This window comes from Corynebacterium sp. MSK158 (genome assembly GCF_030229085.1).
Classification (GTDB): Bacteria; Actinomycetota; Actinomycetes; order Mycobacteriales; family Mycobacteriaceae; genus Corynebacterium.
The window spans coordinates 141,519-161,434 of record NZ_JASPHJ010000001.1 but is presented as its reverse complement, the minus strand read 5'-3'; the positions used below and the strand labels follow the sequence as shown (position 1 = coordinate 161,434).

The 19,916-nt window shown below is 60.5% G+C and carries 20 protein-coding genes; 17 read left to right on the top strand and 3 right to left on the bottom strand.

The features are described from left to right. Nucleotides 1-9 precede the first annotated feature (9 nt). The 3 genes from QP915_RS00745 to QP915_RS00735 all read right to left on the bottom strand — a co-directional run bounded on the left by QP915_RS00745 (nucleotide 10) and on the right by QP915_RS00735 (nucleotide 4,180). A complete protein-coding gene (locus QP915_RS00745) occupies nucleotides 10-1,209 on the bottom strand; it encodes a molybdopterin molybdotransferase MoeA (protein ID WP_284767475.1) in 1,200 nt (399 codons plus the stop codon). A 10-nt stretch (nucleotides 1,210-1,219) separates the two neighbouring features. Then, nucleotides 1,220-2,332, bottom strand: a complete 1,113-nt coding sequence (gene moaA / locus QP915_RS00740) for a GTP 3',8-cyclase MoaA (RefSeq protein ID WP_284767473.1) — start codon at nucleotides 2,330-2,332, stop codon at nucleotides 1,220-1,222. 66 nt (nucleotides 2,333-2,398) lie between these two features. After that, on the bottom strand, nucleotides 2,399-4,180 hold the full coding sequence (locus tag QP915_RS00735) for a long-chain fatty-acid--CoA ligase (protein ID WP_284767472.1): 1,782 nt from the start codon (nucleotides 4,178-4,180) through the stop codon (nucleotides 2,399-2,401). Between the two features lie 355 nt (nucleotides 4,181-4,535). On the opposite strand from QP915_RS00735, the gene rho reads away from it, so the two are divergent. The 17 genes from rho to QP915_RS00650 all read left to right on the top strand — a co-directional run bounded on the left by rho (nucleotide 4,536) and on the right by QP915_RS00650 (nucleotide 19,911). Next, entirely contained in the window at nucleotides 4,536-6,371 is a 1,836-nt protein-coding gene (gene rho / locus QP915_RS00730; protein WP_284766278.1) for a transcription termination factor Rho, read from the top strand. Further along, the gene (gene prfA / locus QP915_RS00725) at nucleotides 6,364-7,440 is read left to right on the top strand and encodes a peptide chain release factor 1 (protein WP_198492893.1); all 1,077 of its coding nucleotides are present in this window, start codon (nucleotides 6,364-6,366) and stop codon (nucleotides 7,438-7,440) included. Before rho ends, prfA begins: the two co-directional genes overlap by 8 nt. A 6-nt stretch (nucleotides 7,441-7,446) precedes the next feature. Then, entirely contained in the window at nucleotides 7,447-8,283 is an 837-nt protein-coding gene (gene prmC / locus QP915_RS00720) for a peptide chain release factor N(5)-glutamine methyltransferase (RefSeq protein WP_284767471.1), read from the top strand. Nucleotides 8,284-8,315: 32 nt separating this feature from the next. Beyond that, complete coding sequence (locus QP915_RS00715) at nucleotides 8,316-8,984, top strand: L-threonylcarbamoyladenylate synthase (protein WP_005327639.1); 669 nt, start codon at nucleotides 8,316-8,318, stop codon at nucleotides 8,982-8,984. Nucleotides 8,985-8,997: 13 nt separating this feature from the next. Further along, complete coding sequence (locus QP915_RS00710) at nucleotides 8,998-10,173, top strand: MraY family glycosyltransferase (RefSeq protein ID WP_284767470.1); 1,176 nt, start codon at nucleotides 8,998-9,000, stop codon at nucleotides 10,171-10,173. A gap of 73 nt (nucleotides 10,174-10,246) precedes the next feature. Further along, a complete protein-coding gene (locus QP915_RS00705; RefSeq protein WP_284767751.1) occupies nucleotides 10,247-10,624 on the top strand; it encodes a Cg1360 family ATP-synthase-associated protein in 378 nt (125 codons plus the stop codon). Nucleotides 10,625-11,083: 459 nt separating this feature from the next. Beyond that, a complete protein-coding gene (gene atpB / locus QP915_RS00700) occupies nucleotides 11,084-11,896 on the top strand; it encodes a F0F1 ATP synthase subunit A (protein ID WP_284767469.1) in 813 nt (270 codons plus the stop codon). A gap of 103 nt (nucleotides 11,897-11,999) precedes the next feature. Continuing rightward, the gene (locus tag QP915_RS00695) at nucleotides 12,000-12,242 is read left to right on the top strand and encodes an ATP synthase F0 subunit C (RefSeq protein WP_049361381.1); all 243 of its coding nucleotides are present in this window, start codon (nucleotides 12,000-12,002) and stop codon (nucleotides 12,240-12,242) included. Nucleotides 12,243-12,286: 44 nt separating this feature from the next. Beyond that, nucleotides 12,287-12,859 carry a F0F1 ATP synthase subunit B gene (locus QP915_RS00690; protein WP_179386381.1) on the top strand — a complete coding sequence of 191 codons (573 nt, stop codon included), beginning with the start codon at nucleotides 12,287-12,289 and terminating at the stop codon, nucleotides 12,857-12,859. 6 nt (nucleotides 12,860-12,865) lie between these two features. Then, complete coding sequence (locus QP915_RS00685) at nucleotides 12,866-13,681, top strand: F0F1 ATP synthase subunit delta (RefSeq protein WP_239191482.1); 816 nt, start codon at nucleotides 12,866-12,868, stop codon at nucleotides 13,679-13,681. Between the two features lie 60 nt (nucleotides 13,682-13,741). After that, nucleotides 13,742-15,382 (top strand): F0F1 ATP synthase subunit alpha, encoded by a 1,641-nt coding sequence (atpA, locus tag QP915_RS00680; protein WP_023021750.1) that lies wholly within the window; start codon nucleotides 13,742-13,744, stop codon nucleotides 15,380-15,382. A gap of 50 nt (nucleotides 15,383-15,432) precedes the next feature. Continuing rightward, entirely contained in the window at nucleotides 15,433-16,422 is a 990-nt protein-coding gene (locus QP915_RS00675) for a F0F1 ATP synthase subunit gamma (RefSeq protein ID WP_284766274.1), read from the top strand. 3 nt (nucleotides 16,423-16,425) lie between these two features. Next, the gene (atpD, locus tag QP915_RS00670; protein ID WP_005323378.1) at nucleotides 16,426-17,871 is read left to right on the top strand and encodes a F0F1 ATP synthase subunit beta; all 1,446 of its coding nucleotides are present in this window, start codon (nucleotides 16,426-16,428) and stop codon (nucleotides 17,869-17,871) included. 10 nt (nucleotides 17,872-17,881) lie between these two features. Further along, entirely contained in the window at nucleotides 17,882-18,250 is a 369-nt protein-coding gene (locus tag QP915_RS00665; RefSeq protein ID WP_238801023.1) for a F0F1 ATP synthase subunit epsilon, read from the top strand. A gap of 184 nt (nucleotides 18,251-18,434) precedes the next feature. Then, nucleotides 18,435-18,911 (top strand): DUF2550 domain-containing protein, encoded by a 477-nt coding sequence (locus QP915_RS00660; RefSeq protein WP_284766273.1) that lies wholly within the window; start codon nucleotides 18,435-18,437, stop codon nucleotides 18,909-18,911. Between the two features lie 23 nt (nucleotides 18,912-18,934). Continuing rightward, entirely contained in the window at nucleotides 18,935-19,627 is a 693-nt protein-coding gene (gene nucS / locus QP915_RS00655; protein ID WP_179386385.1) for an endonuclease NucS, read from the top strand. Beyond that, the gene (locus tag QP915_RS00650; RefSeq protein ID WP_284767467.1) at nucleotides 19,627-19,911 is read left to right on the top strand and encodes an Rv1322 family protein; all 285 of its coding nucleotides are present in this window, start codon (nucleotides 19,627-19,629) and stop codon (nucleotides 19,909-19,911) included. The genes nucS and QP915_RS00650 overlap by 1 nt, the downstream gene beginning before the upstream one ends. Nucleotides 19,912-19,916: the final 5 nt, after the last annotated feature.

The following is a 19,916-nucleotide window of genomic DNA, read 5'->3' as shown; positions in this document are numbered from 1 at the left end:
GGTTACTCCTTAATACAGATAAACGGTGATGTCCTCGCCCATGGCCGGCGGCGCGGAGTCAATGAGGCAATAGCCATTGGTGCCGGCCAGCGACACGATGCGGTGACTGCCGTGGGGCAGGTGCGAGGTGATGGCGGGCGCTGCCTGAAAGTCTACGGTGACGGGAACAATGGTCGGCCGTCCGCGGGAGGCGGGAAGGGGCGAATCCACCCGGGCGCGCAGGTTGACCCGCTGGCGTGGTGCGGGGTGTCCGGACAGTGCGGCGATAAGTGGCCGGGCATAGAGCTGGAAATCGACGAAGGCCGCTACGGGGTTGCCGGGCAAGCAAAGCACCGGGGCGTCATTCCACAGCGAGTAGCCCTGCGGGGCACCCGGGCGCTGATCGACGTGCCCGAACCACGCGGAATCCGTGCGCCCGAGTACGGTGTGGACGACGTCGAAGGCGCCGGCGGATACTCCACCTGAGGTGATGATGAGGTCGTGGGAGGTGGCAAGCTCATCCAGCGCAGAGGTTAGGTCCGCAGGGGCATCACCCACGTGGACGTGTGCGTCTGCACCAGAGAGAGCGGAGAGCATCGGGCCATTGGAATCCGGCAGCTGGCCGGGGGCGAGCTGCGCTGGGGAAGAGACGAGTTCTTCGCCGGAAGAAATCACCGCGATGCGCGGGCGCCGGTAGGCCGCGACGGAATATACGCCGGCGGAGTTGAGGGCGGCGATGACGGCGGCATCGATAAGCGTGCCGGCGGTGGCGACTGGCGCGCCGGGCTGGATGTCCTCGCCGGCGGGGCGGATATGCGACTTGGCGGGGGCCTCCGTGATGGTGACCTCGTCCGGAAGTGCTACGGGGCCGGCCGGGGTGGTGGTGTTTTCGACTGGGACGACGAGCATCCCTGCGGTATCGGCCACGGGGGCGCCGGTCATGATGCGGACGGCGTGGCCGGCGGGCACATCGATGGGAGCCGCGCCGGCCGGTACATCGCCGGCGACGGGGAGGGTCCACGGTGCGGAGGAAGAAAGATCCGCGGCATGGACGAGGAAGCCATCCATCGCTGAATTGGCATGGGGTGGCACGGGAAAGCGCGCGGTGGCGTCGGCGGCGAGGATGCGGCCGATGAGGGAGGCATCGACTGGTGCGGACTCGGCCGGTGGCGTGGAAGCCAGCGCGAGTACGGCGTCGAGGTGCGCGGAGATGCTGCGGGGCGTGGACATAAGACTCAGGTTAGCCGCCGATGGCGGACATCGGGCGGTCTGGTTGGAGAAAGCCCTCGTCGTCGATGCCGTGACCGGGCTTTTTGCTCCACATTTCCCCGGCCCAAGCCTCCATGATGTCCTCATCGCTCGCGCCGGAGCGCAGCAGGTCTCGCAGTGGGGTTTCGGAATTGCCAAAGAGGCAATTGCGAATGGCGCCGTCGGTAGTAAGGCGGGTGCGGTCGCAATCGCCGCAGAAGGGGTGGGTGACCGAGGCAATGATGCCCAGCGTGCCGCGCGTGCCGTCCGGAGCGCTGACCTCCCATAGGGCGGCGGGGGCGGAACCGCGTGGTTCGCGTGCCGGCGCCATAGAAAAGTGGGTGCGCAGGCGGGCGAGGATATCCTCGGCCGTGACCATGTCCTCGCGGCGCCACTGCTCGCGGGGACCAAGCGGCATCTGCTCGATGAAGCGGAGCTGGGCGCCGTGGTGGACGGCATAGTCCGCCAGTGGAACGATGTCTTCTTCGTTGACCCCGGGCATGACTACGGCGTTGATCTTGATGGGATGCAGGCCCGCGGCATCCGCGGCGGCGATGGCCTGCAACACGTGGTCGAGCCGATCGCGGCGGGTGAGCGCGGCGTAGCGCTCACGGTCGATGGTGTCGAGCGAGATATTGATGCGGTCGAGCCCGGCCGCGGCGAGGGCGCCGGCGCGCTTTTCCAAACCGAGTCCGTTGGTGGTCAGCGCAGTGGATGGGGAGCGGCCTTGGTCGGTGCGCAGCTGTTTGGTCGCGGCAATAATTTTCTCCAGCGACTTGCGCAGCAGGGGCTCGCCGCCGGTAAAGCGCACTTGGCGGATGCCTAGCTTGCCGACGCCTATCCGGATCAGCCGGATGGTTTCCTCATCGCTCAAGGTTTGCTCTGTGGGCATCCACTCCAAGCCTTCGGCCGGCATGCAGTAGGTGCAGCGCAGGTTGCAGCGATCCGTCAGCGAGACGCGCAGGTCACGGGCTTGGCGCCCATAGCGATCCAACAGTGCGCGCGTGCCATCAGCGGCCGGTGCAGGCAGATCCGCCGGCGGTTTCGCTCGGCCTACGGTAGGCAGGGGCAGGGGAACCACGGGCTGCTGGGAGGAAGAGGTCATTGGTGCCAGTCTAAGAGAGGGGACGAGGTACACCAAGCTGCAACGGCGACTGACGCGAATTTATTCCTATTTTTCCCGGCTTAAATCGGTGGCGTTGGTGGCATCGAGGCGCTGGGATTCGCCTGGACCCTTGAGCCGGATGATGTTGTACTCGCCCTCTGCCAGGTGAGCGCGCAAATCTTTCTTATCGAACTTGCCCACGGATGTCTTATCGATGGACTTCACAAAGGTCCAATACTCCGGCAGCATCCAGCTCGGCAGTTCCTTGCGCATGCTGGCGCGCAGGCGCTCCGCGGTCTCAATGGTGGGCGAGGCGCCTTCGGCCAATACTGTGACGGCGAGTGGGCGCTCGACCCATTGCTTATCGGGGTAGCCGATGACGGCGGCCTCGACGACAAGCTCGTCGGACATGATGAGGTTTTCTAGCTGCACGGAATAGATCCATTCGCCGCCGGAGCGAATGACATCGCGGGCGCGGTCCTCCACGGTAAGGAAGCCGTCCTTGGTAACAGAGCCGACGTCGCCAGTGCGCAGCCAGCCATCGGCGGTGAACTTATCCTCAGCGGCCTCGACTTGCTTGCCGCGGAATTCGGAGGCGATTTCGCCCGGCTCAGCGGTGGGCGAGTGGTAGTAGGAACCGGTGACCAGGTTGCCGCGCACCTGCAGCTCGCCGGCATTGCGGTCGGTGCGGGCGACGACTTGCCCGTCGTTGACCACGCGGTATTCCAGTGAGGCGGGGATGCGGCCTTGGGATACGCGGTAGGCCCAGCGGGTATCGCCGGAGGCGCCCTGGGGCGGGCGGGCAACGCTGCCTACGGTGGAGGTTTCCACCATGCCCCACACGTGGACCACATCGACGCCGTAGCGCTCCTCCCACATCTTGATCAGCGTCGGCGGGACGGGGGAGCCGCCGGCGTAGATCTCGGTGAGCGTCATGCGCTCTGGTGGATGGTGCATGTAGTGGACAAAGAGCTGAATCCAGATGGTGGGCACGCCGTGTGCCACGCGCGGAGAGGTAGCGGCGATGGCTTTGGCAAGGGTGGGGGCGGACACGTCGGCGTCGGGAAGCACCAGCGGGGTACCCGTCATGAAGCAGGTGAAGGGAACGCCCCAGCTGAGCACGTGGCAGATAGGAATGCAGCACAGGAAGGTCTCGCCGTGGGTAATGCACAGCGAGTCCGAGGAACGCAGCTGCATGGCCTCCAAGTAGAGAGACCGGTGCGAATACAAAACTCCCTTGGGGGCACCCGTGGTGCCCGTGGAATAGCACAGCGCCGCGGCCGTGCGCTCATCTAGTTCGGGCCAGTCATAGACAGTTGAGCGGCCGTCAATAAGAGCCTCATAGGAATAGACCTCAACCCCGCGGGGGAAAAGGTGGGCAAACTGCTGCGCTGGTTGGGCGCCGGTGATGATGACGCTTCCCACGGAGTTGGTGCCCACGAGCACCTTGCCCAGCTGTTGCGCCAGGCGGGGATCGCAGACGATGGCGGAGATTTCCGCATGGTTAATAATGTGGCGAATCTGGTCATTCATCAGCTGTTTATTCAGCGGGGTAAAAATCGCGCCCTTGCAGGCGGTACCGAACATTACCTCCAAGTGCTCGGCGCAATTCCACATAAAGCTGCCCACACGCTCATCGCTGGTGATACCCAATTCATCGTGAATGGCGTGGGCGAACGCGGCGGCGCGGGCAGCGATATCGCGGAAGGTAACTTCCTCGGCCGGATCGAATTCCGAGCCGGTGCCCTCACCGTGCCAGGTGGTAACCGTGGTGTCCCCGTGCACCGAGGCGCCGTATTCCAAAATGCGGGTCAGGGAGAGGGGGATATCCATCATCGTGGAAAGCATGCCTCTACTGTAGCGGTGTCATGGTGCGGGCGTTGCGTCCTATGCGTTATACTTGTTCGCGACTGGTAGGAAACTGGAAAGTTTTAGCTCCCCTTTCCTATGCATTCGGGCCCAGAGAAGTATTTTTGCCCGCAGTCGTTTCTTGATTTCTTCCGGTTCGTGCACTCGCTGTGCGAAGTCTCCATAAGGACACGGAAGAGGCCTCATACTTATTGCCCGGCAGGACGCGCATGCGCCTTGGCACGAGGGCGAGAAGTCCTAGAAAAATACACATTGGCTTCCAGTGCAACGCCGCGAGCAAAGGCTGCGGCGACTCCCGCATAATCGGACCTGGTCAAGCAACGAAAGGATATCCGTGAGCGAAACGGACAACACCGCAGCACAGGATCTTGCATCCCTGAAGCTGCCGGAATTGCGCAAAATGGCCGCAGAGCGCGGCCTACGTGGTGTCTCTGCCCTGCGCAAGGGGGATCTCATCACCGCCATCAAGACCGGAAAGGTCCCGCCTAAGGCCAAGGCCAAGGTGGAAAAGGCCGCTCAGGTAGAAAAGGCGGAAAGGGCAGAGAAGCCTGAGAAGGCAGATAAGCCGCAGGAAAATGCGCCGCACAAGGCGGAAAAGCAGGAAGAATCCAGCGAGAAGCAGGATAACCGCCAGCAGGGCTCTGGCGAGGAGCAGCGCTATGAGTCGCGCTCCCAGGCCCGCCGCGCTCGCCGCAACCGCGCCCGCCGCCAAGAGCGTCAGGAGCGCCAAGAACGGCAAGAGCGTGAGGAGCGCAACCGCAACGAGGAGCAGGGCGGCACTAAGGACAACCGCGACAATAACTCCCAGGACGGCTCCGATAATCAGGGCGAGAAGAATGACCGTGGCGATAATAAGCAGCGCGGCAACCGCCATGAGGACAACAATAACCACGAACGCGGCAACCGCCGTGGGCGCCGCAACCGCCGCAACCGCCGCGGCCGCGGCAATAACAATGACAATAACGGCGGCAACGATTTGCAGGTCCGCGAGGGCGATGAGCTGCAGGCCGTCGGCGGCATCTTGGACGTCGTAGACAATAATGTCGCCTTCCTGCGCACCACGGGCTATCGCGCCGCGGCTTCCGACGTCTTCGTGAACAACGGCATCGTCCGCCGCCTTGGCCTGCGCTCTGGTGACGCCATTACCGGTCAGGTCAAGGTTTCCGGCCCGACGCATACGCACGGCAATGGCCGCAACCGCCGCAAGTACAACCAGCTGGTACAGGTCGATACCGTCAACGGCATTGATCCGGAAGGCGCAAAGCAGCGCCCGCACTTTAATAAGCTCACCCCGCTGTATCCGAATAAGCGCTTGCGTTTGGAAACGGATCCGAAGATCCTCACCACCCGTGTCATTGACCTCATCATGCCGATTGGTAAAGGCCAGCGCGCGCTTATCGTCTCCCCGCCAAAGGCCGGTAAGACGACGATTCTGCAGAATATCGCCAACGCGATTTCTACCAATAACCCGGAGTGCTACCTCATGGTCGTTCTCGTAGACGAGCGCCCTGAGGAAGTTACGGACATGCAGCGCTCCGTTAACGGTGAGGTTATTGCCTCCACCTTTGACCGCCCGCCATCAGAGCACACTTCCGTGGCGGAGCTGGCTATCGAGCGCGCCAAGCGCCTAGTGGAGCAGGGCAAGGACGTCGTGGTCCTGCTGGATTCCATTACCCGCCTGGGCCGCGCCTATAACAATTCCTCTCCGGCTTCTGGCCGCATTCTCTCCGGCGGTGTGGACTCCAATGCGCTCTACCCGCCAAAGCGCTTCTTGGGTGCCGCCCGCAATATCGAAGAGGGCGGCTCGCTGACGATTATCGCCACCGCCATGGTGGAGACCGGCTCTACCGGCGATACCGTCATCTTCGAGGAATTCAAGGGCACGGGCAACGCCGAGCTGAAGCTGGACCGTGGCATCTCTGAGCGCCGCGTCTTCCCAGCCGTGGACGTTAACCCGTCCGGTACTCGTAAGGACGAGCTGCTGCTCGTACCAGAGGAAGCACGCATCATGACCAAGCTGCGTCGCATCCTCTCCGCCCTGGATTCCCACCAGGCCATTGACCTGCTCATTAAGCAGCTGAAGAAGACCCGCTCCAATGGCGAGTTTTTGATGCAGGTGGCCTCCTCGGCCCCGATGGCTGCGGATAAGGATGAAGAAGATTATGTCTAATCAGGTTTCGCTCGTTGATGACATCGTGTCCGAGTACCAGGGCATTGAGATGCAGATGGCCGATCCGGAAGTTGCCGGCGACCAGAAGCAATTCCGCAAGCTTTCCAAGCGCTACGCGGAGCTGCGCCCCATCATCATGGTCAATGATGAGCTGACTCAGGCGCGCGAGGATCTCGCTGATGCTAAGGAGATGGCCTATGAGGACCATGACTTCCAGGAGGAAGCGGACCGCCTAGAAAAGTCCGTGGAGAGCTTGGAAGAAAAGCTCGCTGATCTGCTCGCGCCGCGTGATGAGCAGGATTCCGAGGACATCATTATGGAAATCAAGGCCGGCGCGGGCGGCGAAGAAGCAGCCCTCTTTGCCGGCGACTTGGCCCGCATGTATGAGCGCTATGCGGATAAGACGGGCTTTAATTGGGAGGTCTTGGGCCTCAATGAGTCCGATCTGGGCGGCGTGAAGGATATGACCATTTCCTTCCGTTCCAAGTCCCCGTCGCGCGACGGTGCATGGTCCGTATTCAAGTTTGAGGGCGGCGTGCACCGCGTACAGCGCGTTCCGGTCACTGAGTCCCAGGGCCGCATCCAGACCTCTGCCGCCGGCGTGCTGGTCTACCCGGAGCCGGAAGAGGTCGAGTCCGTCAATATCGATGACAAGGATATTCGCGTCGACGTCTACCGCTCTTCCGGCAAGGGCGGTCAGGGCGTGAACACCACCGACTCCGCGGTGCGTATTACCCACCTGCCTACTGGGCTTATCGTGACCTGCCAGAAGGAGCGTTCCCAGATTCAGAATAAGGCGCGTGCGCTGCAGGTTCTGCAGGCCCGTCTGGATCAAATGGAGCGCGAGGCGCGCGAGGCTGAGGCCGGCGAGCAGCGCGCCTCTCAGGTGCGCACCATGGACCGTTCCGAGCGCATCCGCACCTATAACTGGCCGGAAAACCGCATTACGGATCACCGCATTGGTTACAAGGCTAATAACTTGGATTCCGTGTTGAACGGTGACATGCATGACCTTATTAAGGCCCTGCAGGACCAAGAGCGCGCTGAGCGCCTCGAGGCCGAGGGGTAACTCAGCGTGGATAACACGTATGGACGGGCGCTGCGCCGCGGGGTGCAGCGCCTTCGTGCTGCCGGGGTGGCCAGCCCTGAATGGGATGCACGCATCATGGCCGCGCACCTAATCCACTGCGGCCACATGGATATCCCGCTCGATCAGTCTCCTATGCCCGGCTTCGACGTGGCCTTTGATGCACTGCTGCGCCGCCGGGAGGCCCGCGAGCCTTTGCAGTACGTATTAGGCAGCGCCTGGTTCGGCCCGCTGGAGCTCAAGGTGGGCCCGGGCGTGTTTATCCCGCGGCTGGAAACCGAGGTTATGGCGGACTGGGCGGTGCGCAATGCCGAAGGCCCGCGGCTCGTTGATTTGTGCACCGGCACGGGCGCGTTGGCGCTCTACCTCCACCACTATCTGCCTGACGCCCAGGTGAAGGCAGTGGAGCTTGCCGACGCCGCCCTGGCCTATACCCAAGCCAATACCCGTAACACCGGGGTAGAGATCATTCAGGCCGACGCCACGGCCGAGGATACCTTGGCGGACTGGAATGGGACCGTGGACCTCCTCGTGACCAACCCGCCCTATGTGCCAGAGACCTCGGATCTTGAACCGGAGGTCTATCATGACCCGCATAACGCGGTCTTTGCCGGTACGGATGGGATGGGGGTCATCACCGGCCTTATCCCGACCATTGCGCGCCTTGTGCGCCCAGGCGGCAAGTTAGCCATCGAACACGACGATTCCACGAGCGAGGCCGTACAAGCCGCATTGGTCCGCCACGGCGGCTTTGAACAGATCGCCGCGCTGCAAGACCTGACGGGAACGCCCCGCTTTGTCACTGCGGTGCGCGGGGTAGACTAAGACACCATTGAGGGCAAGAAGGGGAAAAGATTATGCAAGGAAAGATTTTTAACTGCGCCGATGATGCCGAGCGCGAAGAGGGGATGAATATTGCGGTCAAGGCTGCGCAATCCGGCCGCCTTGTGGTTATGCCCACCGATACGCTCTACGGCCTCGGCTGCGATGCCTTTGATAATGATGCCGTAGCCAACCTCTTGGCCACCAAGCAGCGCGGCCCGGATATGCCGGTGCCGGTTTTAGTGGGGTCCTGGGATACCGTTCGCGGCCTCGTTGCTTCCTATACGGATACCGCGCGCGACTTGGTTGAGGCCTTCTGGCCCGGTGGCCTGTCCATCGTCGTTCCGCAAGCGCCGTCTCTGCCGTGGAACCTCGGCGATACCCGCGGCACCGTGATGCTGCGCATGCCGTTGCATCCCATTGCCATCGAGTTGCTGCGCGAGGTTGGCCCCATGGCTGTCTCCTCCGCCAATATTTCTGGTCACCAGCCGCCGACCACGGCGCTCATGGCCAAGCAGCAGCTTGGTAAAGCCGTGACGGTTTACTTGGATGGGGGAGAGACGGCCGTCGGCAAGCCCTCGACCATCATTGATCTCTCCGGCGAGCGCCCGTATCTGCTGCGAGAAGGGGCACTCTCGGCCGAGGAAATCGGCGAGGTCATTGGCGTCGACGCGCAGACCCTGCGTACCCGCCCACAGGCTTAAGGGAGGAATGCGCGTGAGCGGCAGTGGTGTACCGCTGCGCGAGCTGGCCCTCGTCATCCTCGTCGCAGCAGCATTTACGTATCTCACCACCGGCGTGGTGCGCTCCGTTTTGGTGCGCACCGGCCGCGTGGCGGAGATTCGCCTGCGCGACGCCCACACGCAGCCCACCCCGCGCATGGGTGGGGTGGCCATGTTTATCGGCTTCGCGGCGGCGATATTCCTCGCAGCCCAGCTTCCAGCCTTGACTCGGGGTTTTATGCCCGTCACTCCGGAGATGAATGCGGTGCTCTGGGCGGCCCTGGCGCTAGTGCTTGTCGGAGTGGTCGATGACTTGGTGGAGCTGAGTGCCATAGTGAAGCTGTTTGGACAGCTCTTTGCGGCCACCTTGATGAGCGGGCTGGGCCTTACCTGGACACTGCTTTTCATCCCTTTTGGCGGCGGCACCACGGTCGTCCTCGACCAATTGCAAAGCACCCTGCTCACCGCTTTCTTTACTGTTCTGCTCATCAATGCCATCAACTTTGTCGACGGCCTCGATGGCCTAGCGGCAGGCCTTGGCATGATTGCGGGCGGGGCAATTCTGGTGTTTTCTTTGACCGTTCTCCATGACCAAGGCGGTGCGGTCTCGGCATACCCACCGGCCATCATCAGCGCAGCCCTGGTGGGAATGTGCGCTGGATTCTTGCCGCATAACTTTGAACCGTCTCGCATCTTCATGGGGGATTCAGGCTCGATGCTTATTGGTCTCTTGCTTGCTGCGGCCTCGACTTCCGCGTCTGGCAAGATCAACATGTCGCTTTACGGCACGGTGGACATTGTCGCCTTGATGTCGCCGATCATCGTTGTGGTTGCAGCGGTGTTCATTCCAGTCCTGGACCTTGTCTGGGCCGTTATTCGTCGACTATCCCAAGGGCGTTCGCCGTTTTCTGCAGATAAGGCGCACATCCATCACCGCCTACTCTCGCTCGGCCATACCCACCGCCGGACCGTGCTGGTCCTCTACCTGTGGGTCTCCGCCGTAGCCTTCGGCGCGGTGTCCTTTTCTATCGTGCCCGCACCCGTGGCCATTGGCGTTACCGTTGTTGCCTTGCTCTTGGCATTCGCGGCAACCCTCGTACCTTTGCGGCAAGGAAAGATTGGCCCAGCTGCGCGAGAGACCGTCGTGGTGAAGGAATCCGAGCCCTCGTGAGGTAGGGTGTGTAGCCGTGAGTGAAGCACAAGCGACTACGCAACCCTCGGAATTTGATGACCACCGCCGTCCCATGCAAAGGGCGGTCAGACTGGGCGGCCTAGCCCTGCTGGTTATCACGGTGGTCTCCTTAGCCGTCTGGGGCGGTATCAGTGGTCTCCCCGGCATTTGGGGAGTCCTAGTCGGTGCCGCTATCGGTGGCGGCTTCGTCTTATTTACCGCCTTGTCGGTCTTGCTGACTGCCAATACCACTCCCGCCAACACCATGGCCGTGGTGCTGGGCGGTTGGCTGCTCAAGGTCATCGTTTTGGTCATGGTGCTTCTCGTAATCCGAGATATGGATTTCTATGACAACGTGGCGCTGTTCGTGACCGTGATGCTGGCCCTTTTTGCCACTTTGGGCACGGAGGTATGGGCCGTCGTTACCTCGCGGGTCACCTACGTCTCGTAGCAGGCAAGTGGCCTTTGTACGGGCCCACCGCTTTTCTTTAAAGAAAGGTGGTGGGCCCTTTTGCTCTGTGTGCATGCAATCGTTTCTGTTGGGGGTTACCCCCGTCAAGGTGGGGAAATAGGCCAGTGTGATGAACTCCACGTAGCAGGATTTCGGCAGAATGTGGCCTTTTTGTTGTGAATTTGTGGCGGAATTGAGCCTGCAGTGGCGAAACTAGGGCCGTTAGTGGCCCCCCACGTGCGAAAACTCTCGATCTAACTGATACGCTTTTCTTCGGGTTACCGCGGGCTAGCACAAAAGCTGGCTTTCGCAGCGGTGAATCCCTGTCTTGCGCACGCTGATGTGCGACGGAGTCCGTGTGTGAGGCAGAGAGTTTGAGACGTCCATCGCACCACACGGCCTTCGACAAGCTGTGTGGCCCGAACACGGGAGAGAACGCTGAGCGTTACAACATTGGCCATGAAGGGTAGCTTCCACGCACCCGAACTGGACCCAGAATTTTTCCCGGGGCACGTAACCGATGATGGCGGAGTCGTTGACCTCTGGTTGAGCGATTTTGCCAACGGTTGGTTCGCTTTGGATCGCATCATGCTTGTTCGCCTTCTGATGGCGGCCGTGCTGGTGCTCCTATTTGTTGTCGCCTTCAGGAACCCCAAGCTGGTTCCTAGAGGAATTCAAAACGTAGGCGAGCATGCGATTGACTTCGTGCGAGTTCAGATCGCAGAAGACATCTTGGGCAAGAAGGAAGGACGTCGCTTCCTTCCACTTTTGGCCTCTATCTTCTTTGCAGTTTTGTTCTGGAACCTCACAACTATTGTGCCGGGTCTGAACATTTCTCCGAACGCCCGTATCGGTATGCCAATCGTCTTGGCAGCTGTCGCGTATATCGCCATGATTTACGCCGGCGCTAAGCGCTATGGCTTTGGCAAGTTCATCAAGTCCTCGGTGGTTATTCCTAACCTGCCGCCGGCCTTGCACATTCTTGTCGTGCCGATTGAGGCTTTCTCTACGTTTGTTATGCGCCCAGTCACCCTGGCTCTTCGTCTTATGGCGAACTTCCTGGCTGGTCACCTCATTTTGGTCCTGTTGTACTCGGCTACGAACTTCTTCTTCTTCCAGTTCAACGCCTGGACCGCAGTGGGTGGCTTGACCCTGGTCGCAGCGGTTCTGTTCACGCTTTACGAGCTTATCGTCATCTTCCTGCAGGCATATATCTTTGCCCTGCTGACGGCGGTATACATCGAATTGTCGTTGCATGCAGATTCGCACTAACAACAACGCGAACCTCGCGGTTAACTAAATACCCCAAAATCAAACCAACACCGCCCCGCAGGACACTCCCGCGGGATATACATTGAAAGGGAACGACTTTCACATGAACGAGATCATCCTGGCTCAGGACGCAGCAACCACCTCCTTCGACGGCCTTCAGTCCCTCGGCTACGGCCTGGCCACCATCGGCCCGGGCCTGGGCATCGGCATCCTCGTTGGCAAGACCGTTGAGGGCATGGCACGCCAGCCTGAGATGGCCGGCCAGCTGCGTACCACCATGTTCCTGGGTATCGCCTTCGTTGAGGCACTTGCCCTCATCGGCCTCGTTGCAGGCTTCCTGTTCTAAAGAACGCTTTACACAAGTAAATCGAACTTTAAGAACGGAGACCCATGAACAACGTCATTTACTACCTTGCAGCAGAAGGAAGTGAGCACCTGCCGCTGGAGAGCGGCAACTCCATCCTCCTGCCCAAGATGTACGACTTGGTCTGGTCGATCATTCCGTTCGCCATCATCCTGATTGTGTTCTGGAAGTTCGTTCTTCCGGCGTACAACAAGATGCTGCAGGAGCGTGAAGACCGGATCGAGGGCGGCTTGAAGCGTGCCAAGGCCCAGCAGGCCGAGGCTAAGGCCGCTCTGGAAAAGTACAATGCTCAGCTGGCCGACGCCCGTGCAGAGGCAGCCGAGATCCGCGAGCAGGCGCGCGAGCGCGGTAAGCAGATTGAGGCCGAGGCTAAGACCAACGCGGAAGAAGAGTCCCGCCGCATCGTCGCCAATGGCGAGAAGCAGCTGGAGGCTTCCCGCTCGCAGGTTGTTACTGAGCTGCGTTCCGAAATGGGCCAGAACTCCATCAACCTGGCGGAGAAGATTCTGGGCGGCGAGCTTTCCGACGCCTCTAAGAAGTCCTCCACCATTGATGGCTTCTTGTCCGAGCTCGACTCTGTGGCACCGGCCGGAAAGTAGGCAACTATGAAGGCAGCTAGCCGCGAAGCACTCGCAACCTCACAAACCCGCTTGGATGAAATCCTGGCAGGCGACAACAACGTCGCCACCGCCGCGCAGGCGGGCCTGGATATCTTTGAGGTTGTCGATGTCTTGGATGCTGACCGCGAATTGCGCGTCGCATTCACCGATATCGCCGCCCCGAGCGAGGCACGCAAGTCCCTAGCAGAGACCCTGTTCGGCTCCAAGATTTCCGATGGCGCCTTGCGCATCATCCAGGAAGCTGCGGCCGCACAGTGGTCCACCCCGAAGGACTTTGTCAAGGGATTGGTGTCCCTGGGCCGCCGCGCATTGCTGCGCGGTGCTGAGGCGCAGGGTCAGCTGGGCCAGGTAGAAGACGAGCTCTTCCGCCTGTCTCAGATCCTTGACCGTGAGGGCGAGCTCACCCAGCTGCTTTCCGACCGAACTGCTGATTCCGCCCGCAAGCGCGGATTGCTGGCAAACGTGCTCTACGGCAAGGTCACGATGTTTACTGAGGCCCTCGTGCTTCAGGCCATCTCCCGCCCAGAGCAGAACCCGATCGATGACGTAGCCGCACTGGCCGATACTGCAGCTGATCTGCAGGACCGCACCATTGCGCGCGTTACCGCAGCGGGTGAACTAAACGAAGGCCAGCAAGCAGTACTCGCTGAGAAGCTGGGCAAAATTTATGGTCGTGCGATGTCCATTCACTCTGAGGTTGACACCAGCCTCCTCGGTGGCATGCGCATCCGCGTCGGCGATGAAGTCATTGATGGCTCCACGGCAGGCAAGATTGCCCGCCTGCGTGCCCAGATGGCGTAGCCGAAACGACAGAAACGATTTAAGTAAGTGCTGGAAGATACTACCGAGAGCAGGAAGAACATGGCGGAGCTGACGATCTCCTCCGACGAGATCCGTAGTGCGATTGCGAACTACACCTCGAGCTACTCCGCGGAGGCCTCCCGTGAGGAGGTCGGCGTGGTCATTTCGGCAGCTGACGGTATTGCGCAGGTTTCTGGCCTGCCATCCGTTATGGCGAATGAGCTGCTCGAGTTCCCAGGCGGCGTGATTGGCGTCGCACAGAACCTCGACACCAACTCCATCGGTGTTGTGGTCCTGGGCAACTTCGAGTCCCTCAAGGAGGGCGACGAGGTTAAGAGGACCGGCGAGGTTCTCTCCATCCCAGTGGGCGAGGAATTCCTCGGCCGCGTAATTAACCCATTGGGTCAGCCGATCGACGGCATGGGCCCAATCAACGCTGAAGAGGAGCGCGTCCTCGAGCTGCAGGCACCATCCGTGCTGCAGCGCCAGCCGGTTGAAGAGCCAATGCAGACCGGCATCAAGGCTATCGACGCAATGACCCCGATCGGTCGCGGCCAGCGCCAGCTGGTCATCGGTGACCGTAAGACCGGTAAGACCGCGGTCTGCATCGATACCATTTTGAACCAGAAGGCTAACTGGGAGTCCGGCGACAAGGATAAGCAGGTACGCTGCATCTACGTCGCGATCGGCCAGAAGGGATCGACCATCGCTGGCGTGCGCCGCACCCTTGAGGAGCACGGCGCACTGGATTACACCACCATCGTGGCCGCACCGGCTTCCGATTCCGCCGGCTTCAAGTGGCTGGCACCGTTCTCCGGTGCAGCGCTGGGTCAGCACTGGATGTACCAGGGCAACCACGTCCTGGTTATCTATGATGACCTGACCAAGCAGGCTGAGGCCTACCGTGCCATTTCCTTGCTGCTGCGCCGTCCGCCGGGACGCGAGGCATACCCAGGCGATGTGTTCTACCTGCACTCCCGCCTGCTGGAGCGTGCTGCAAAGCTTTCCGACGACATGGGTGCTGGCTCCATGACCGCCCTACCGATCATCGAGACCAAGGCAAACGACGTCGGCGCCTTCATTCCGACCAACGTCATTTCCATTACTGACGGCCAGGTCTTCCTGGAGTCCGACCTGTTTAACCAGGGCGTTCGCCCGGCTATTAACGTCGGTGTTTCCGTCTCCCGTGTCGGTGGCGCTGCACAGACCAAGGGCATGAAGAAGGTCGCCGGTAATCTGCGTCTGGACCTGGCTTCCTACCGTGACCTGCAGGCCTTCGCTGCGTTCGCATCTGACCTGGACGCCGCTTCCAAGGCTCAGCTGGAGCGCGGTTCCCGTCTGGTCGAGCTGCTGAAGCAGTCCGAGTCCTCCCCGCAGCCGGTGGAGTACCAGATGGTGTCCATTTACCTCGCCGAGGCTGGCATCTTCGACGTCGTTCCCGTTGAAGACGTCCGCCGCTTCGAGGACGAGGTACACGAGTACCTCAACGCCAATACCCCAGAGGTCTTTGAGCAGATTTCCGGTGGCAAGCCGCTGACCGATGAGTCCAAGGACGCATTGGTTGCGGCAGCTAAGGACTTCCAGCCGACCTTCCGCACCTCCGAGGGCCATAACCTGGGCTCCGAGGCACCGGTAGAGCCTTTGGATGAAAGCGACGTAAAGAACACCGAGCTCAACGTCTCCCGCAAGACGGCTAAGTAGAGTTCAGAACTCACAACTAACCGTCTAGATTAAAGAAGGGAGGAGAAACGATGGCTAATCTTCGCGAACTACGTGACCGCATCCGGTCCGTCAATTCGACTAAGAAGATCACCAAGGCCCAGGAGCTCATTGCTACCTCGCGCATTACCAAGGCGCAGGCTAGGGTAGAGGCTTCTCAGCCGTACGCGGCTGAGATGACCAGCATGATGAACAAGCTGGCTGCGGCTTCTACGTTGGAGCATGACATGCTGCGTGAGCGTGAAGACGGAAACGTCGCCGCCATCCTCGTGGTCACTTCTGACCGTGGTATGTGCGGTGGCTATAACAACAACGTCTTCAAGAAGGCGGCACAGCTGCAGGCTCTCCTGGAAAGCAAGGGCTACGAGGTAGTTCGCTACGTTACTGGTAATAAGGGCATCGGCCACTACAAGTTCCGCGAGGACGAAGTAGTGGGCAGCTGGGGCGGTTTCTCTCAGGATCCAACCTGGGAGACCACCCACGATGTGCGCCGTCACTTGATTGATGGTTTTATTGCTGGTTCTCATGGCACTACCAAGGGCCGCGACGGCCTGCATGCGCAGGGTGAGGGCGCCGGTGTACGTGGCTTTGACCAGGTACACGTTGTCTACACCGAGTTTGAGTCCATGCTGACCCAGACCGCGCGTGCTCAGCAGCTGTTGCCAGTTCAGCCGGTCATTCAGGATGAGGAGTATCACCTCGGTGACTCCGCTCTGACTGACGCCGAGTCTGCGGACGATGTTGCCGCAGGATTCGAGTTTGAGCCAGACGCAGATACGCTGATGGAAGCGCTGCTTCCGCAGTACGTCTCGCGTATCCTGTTTGCTATGTTCTTGGAAGCTTCTGCTTCCGAGTCCGCTGCACGCCGTACAGCTATGAAGTCTGCTACTGACAACGCAACCGAGATGGTCGAGGACCTCTCTCGCGTGGCTAACCAGGCCCGTCAGGCACAGATTACCCAGGAAATTTCAGAGATCGTCGGTGGCGCTGGCGCGCTATCTGACAGCGCAGAAAGTGACTAGATTATGACTACAGCTCTGCAAGAGCAGAATGCACAGTCTTCGGCAGTCGCCGGTCGTGTCGTGCGCGTCATCGGTCCGGTTGTGGACGTGGAATTCCCACGTGAGGCACTGCCGGCCCTGTACAACGCACTGCACGTCGACATTAAGCTCGAAGCTGTTGCAAAGACCGTCACCCTCGAGGTCGCTCAGCACCTCGGTGACAACCTTGTCCGTACCGTCTCCATGGCACCGACCGACGGCCTCGTCCGCGGTGCCGAGGTCATCGACTCCGGAAAGCCAATTTCCGTGCCGGTCGGCGACGTCGTCAAGGGCCACGTCTTCAACGCCCTCGGTGACTGCCTCGACGAGCCGGGTCTCGGCCGCGATGGTGAGCAGTGGGGCATCCACCGCGAGCCGCCAGCGTTCGACCAGCTCGAGGGTAAGACCGAGATTCTGGAGACCGGCATTAAGGTCATTGACCTGCTGACCCCGTACGTTAAGGGCGGCAAGATTGGCCTCTTCGGTGGCGCAGGTGTGGGTAAGACCGTTCTCATTCAGGAGATGATTACCCGTATCGCCCGTGAGTTCTCCGGTACCTCCGTCTTCGCCGGCGTCGGCGAGCGTACCCGTGAGGGCACCGACCTCTTCCTGGAGATGGAAGAAATGGGCGTGCTGCAAGATACCGCACTTGTCTTCGGCCAGATGGATGAGCCGCCAGGAGTCCGTATGCGCGTGGCTCTGTCCGGCTTGACCATGGCGGAGTACTTCCGCGATGTGCAGAACCAGGACGTGCTGCTGTTCATCGACAACATCTTCCGTTTCACCCAGGCCGGCTCCGAGGTTTCGACCTTGCTGGGTCGTATGCCTTCCGCTGTGGGCTACCAGCCAACCCTGGCTGATGAGATGGGTGTTCTGCAGGAGCGCATTACCTCGACCAAGGGCCGTTCGATTACGTCCCTGCAGGCCGTTTACGTTCCTGCCGATGACTACACCGACCCAGCTCCGGCTACGACGTTCGCTCACTTGGACGCCACCACCGAGCTGGACCGTGCTATTGCTTCCAAGGGTATTTACCCAGCAGTGAACCCGCTGACTTCTACCTCTCGTATCCTCGAGCCGGGTATCGTTGGCGAGAAGCACTACGAGGTTGCACAGCGCGTCATCGGTATTCTGCAGAAGAACAAGGAACTCCAGGACATCATCGCCATCCTTGGTATGGACGAGCTGTCCGAGGAGGACAAGGTCACCGTTCAGCGTGCCCGCCGTATCGAGCGCTTCTTGGGCCAGAACTTCTTCGTCGCACAGAAGTTCACCGGCCTGCCGGGCTCCTACGTGCCGCTGTCTGAGACCATCGATGCCTTCGAGCGCATCTGCGATGGCGAGTTTGACCACTACCCAGAGCAGGCTTTCAACGGCTTGGGTGGCTTGGACGACGTCAAGGCTGCATACGAGAAGTTGAACGAGAAGTAGGGAGAGGCACATGGCTGACATCACCGCCGAATTGGTTTCCGTCGAGCGCCTGCTGTGGTCTGGACAGGCCTCCATGGTCACGGCTGAGACCACCGAGGGTGAGATCGGCGTGCTTCCCGGTCACGAGCCAATGATCGGTCAGCTGATCGATAATGGCGTGGTGACCATCCACCCAGTGGACGGCGAGCGCCGCGTCGCCGCCGTGCAGGGTGGCTTCCTCTCCGTTACCCAGGACAAGATCACCGTCCTCGCTGATTGGGCCATCTGGTCCGATGAGGTGGATGAGGAGAAGGCTCAGAAGGATTTCGCTTCTGAGCACGAGCTCACCAAGTCCCGTGGCGAGGCCGCACAGCGTGCAGTTCGCCGCGCCAAGGCTTAATACCTTGGATTGGTAGGAGAGGGCAGCAATAGCCGCCCTTCCTGCTCTCTTAAGGCGCATCGGTTTATAGCCGGTGCGCCTTCTTCGTTTTTCTTTGCCTTTTCTTATTGGCGTGTGGGGCCTTCAAGGCGTTACAATCCAAAGAATCAGTTTCTCCACAGAGCGAGGATGGCGTGAAAGGCCCATGAATTCAACGGTGTTTGCAGTGCTTCTGTGGGCCCTTGGAGTGGCCCTGCTGCTAGTTATTTTTCTGGCTGCGCTTCGCTTTTTCACCGTGCGATCGCGCGGTACTTCCGTCCTCCTGCGCCGAGTTCCGGCTAAGAATTCCCTTTCCTGGCGCCATGGTTCGTTGCGATATGAGGGTGAATTTGTGGAGTATTTCAAGCTCCGCTCTGTCTCTCCGCGCTGCGATCTGCGCATCAACCGCCTCGACATCGAAGTAGTGAGCACCCGTCCGCTAGATGATGACGAGGCTTCTTTTATGTCCGCTGCCACCGAAGTCGTTCGCTTTCGGGCCAAGGGAAGAGAATATGAGCTGGCGTCGGACGCCCACGGAATCATGGCCTTTGGAGCCTGGGTAGAGGCCGCTCCATCCAAGCGCCAGCAGCGCTTTGACTTCCGGCAATTGCGCGAGCGCGCTACCCGTCAATCCAAGCGATAGGCCCACCCGCTAGGGTAGAGAGCATGCGTTTAGTAATCGCCCGATGCTCAGTAGATTACGTGGGCCGCTTGGATGCCCACCTGCCGATGGCAGACCGCCTGCTCATCGTCAAAGCGGACGGTTCCGTGTCCGTGCATGCCGACGACCGCGCTTATAAGCCACTCAACTGGATGACGCCTCCATGCACCTTGAAGGAGTCCGCGATTGAGGACCTCGACGGTGAAGACACAGGCGAGGTTTTGTGGCTGGTGGAAAACCCTAAGGGCGAGCAGTTGCGCATCACCATTGCCGAGATTCATGAAGAAATCTCCTATGACATGGGCGAGGACCCAGGCCTAGTCAAAGATGGCGTCGAGGCTCACCTACAAGAGCTCTTGGCAGACCAGATTGATACCTTGGGCGAGCGCTACACCTTGGTGCGCCGCGAATATCCCACCGCCATCGGTCCTGTGGATATCATGGCTAAGGATGAGAACAATAATAACGTCGCCATCGAGGTAAAGCGCCGCGGCGGCATCGATGGCGTAGAGCAGCTGACACGGTATCTGGAGCTGCTTAACCGCGATGAGCTTCTCGCCCCTGTGTCTGGTGTATTCGCAGCCCAGGAAATCAAGCCGCAGGCGCGTACCTTGGCTGAGGACCGCGGCATTCGGTGCGTCGTACTGGATTACCAGGAGCTACGCGGGCTCGAGTCGAACGAATTGCGACTGTTCTAATGCCACGGCGAAATAGGCGCAAACCCGTGGAAGTCCGGTCCCTGCCCAAAGACGGTTCAACCTTTCTAGGTTCGCAAACTGTCGAGGGACCAAGTTGGACTCATGGCGAGCCCTATGTCATGCGGCATATCGGTTCTGCTCGCGCTCAGAAGTACTACGTGTGCCCTGGCTGTAACCAGAACATTCCGCCCGGGGTGGCACACATCGTCGCCTGGCCGCGGGACGTGGGCCGCCAGGGCGAAGATCGCCGGCACTGGCACCGCCACTGCTGGGAGCGTAGGTAGACTAG

Excerpts from the sequence above, each read along its gene's own strand:
- QP915_RS00745 (WP_284767475.1), bottom strand. The coding sequence starts at position 1,209 with ATGTCCACGCCCCGCAGCATCTCCGCGCACCTCGACGCCGTACTCGCG.
- moaA (WP_284767473.1), bottom strand. The coding sequence starts at position 2,332 with ATGACCTCTTCCTCCCAGCAGCCCGTGGTTCCCCTGCCCCTGCCTACC.
- QP915_RS00735 (WP_284767472.1), bottom strand. The coding sequence starts at position 4,180 with ATGCTTTCCACGATGATGGATATCCCCCTCTCCCTGACCCGCATTTTG.
- prfA (WP_198492893.1), top strand. The coding sequence starts at position 6,364 with ATGTCTAATCAGGTTTCGCTCGTTGATGACATCGTGTCCGAGTACCAG.
- QP915_RS00715 (WP_005327639.1), top strand. The coding sequence starts at position 8,316 with ATGCAAGGAAAGATTTTTAACTGCGCCGATGATGCCGAGCGCGAAGAG.
- QP915_RS00705 (WP_284767751.1), top strand. The coding sequence starts at position 10,247 with ATGCAAAGGGCGGTCAGACTGGGCGGCCTAGCCCTGCTGGTTATCACG.
- atpB (WP_284767469.1), top strand. The coding sequence starts at position 11,084 with ATGAAGGGTAGCTTCCACGCACCCGAACTGGACCCAGAATTTTTCCCG.
- QP915_RS00695 (WP_049361381.1), top strand. The coding sequence starts at position 12,000 with ATGAACGAGATCATCCTGGCTCAGGACGCAGCAACCACCTCCTTCGAC.
- QP915_RS00690 (WP_179386381.1), top strand. The coding sequence starts at position 12,287 with ATGAACAACGTCATTTACTACCTTGCAGCAGAAGGAAGTGAGCACCTG.
- QP915_RS00685 (WP_239191482.1), top strand. The coding sequence starts at position 12,866 with ATGAAGGCAGCTAGCCGCGAAGCACTCGCAACCTCACAAACCCGCTTG.
- atpA (WP_023021750.1), top strand. The coding sequence starts at position 13,742 with ATGGCGGAGCTGACGATCTCCTCCGACGAGATCCGTAGTGCGATTGCG.
- QP915_RS00675 (WP_284766274.1), top strand. The coding sequence starts at position 15,433 with ATGGCTAATCTTCGCGAACTACGTGACCGCATCCGGTCCGTCAATTCG.
- atpD (WP_005323378.1), top strand. The coding sequence starts at position 16,426 with ATGACTACAGCTCTGCAAGAGCAGAATGCACAGTCTTCGGCAGTCGCC.
- QP915_RS00665 (WP_238801023.1), top strand. The coding sequence starts at position 17,882 with ATGGCTGACATCACCGCCGAATTGGTTTCCGTCGAGCGCCTGCTGTGG.
- QP915_RS00660 (WP_284766273.1), top strand. The coding sequence starts at position 18,435 with ATGAATTCAACGGTGTTTGCAGTGCTTCTGTGGGCCCTTGGAGTGGCC.
- nucS (WP_179386385.1), top strand. The coding sequence starts at position 18,935 with ATGCGTTTAGTAATCGCCCGATGCTCAGTAGATTACGTGGGCCGCTTG.
- QP915_RS00650 (WP_284767467.1), top strand. The coding sequence starts at position 19,627 with ATGCCACGGCGAAATAGGCGCAAACCCGTGGAAGTCCGGTCCCTGCCC.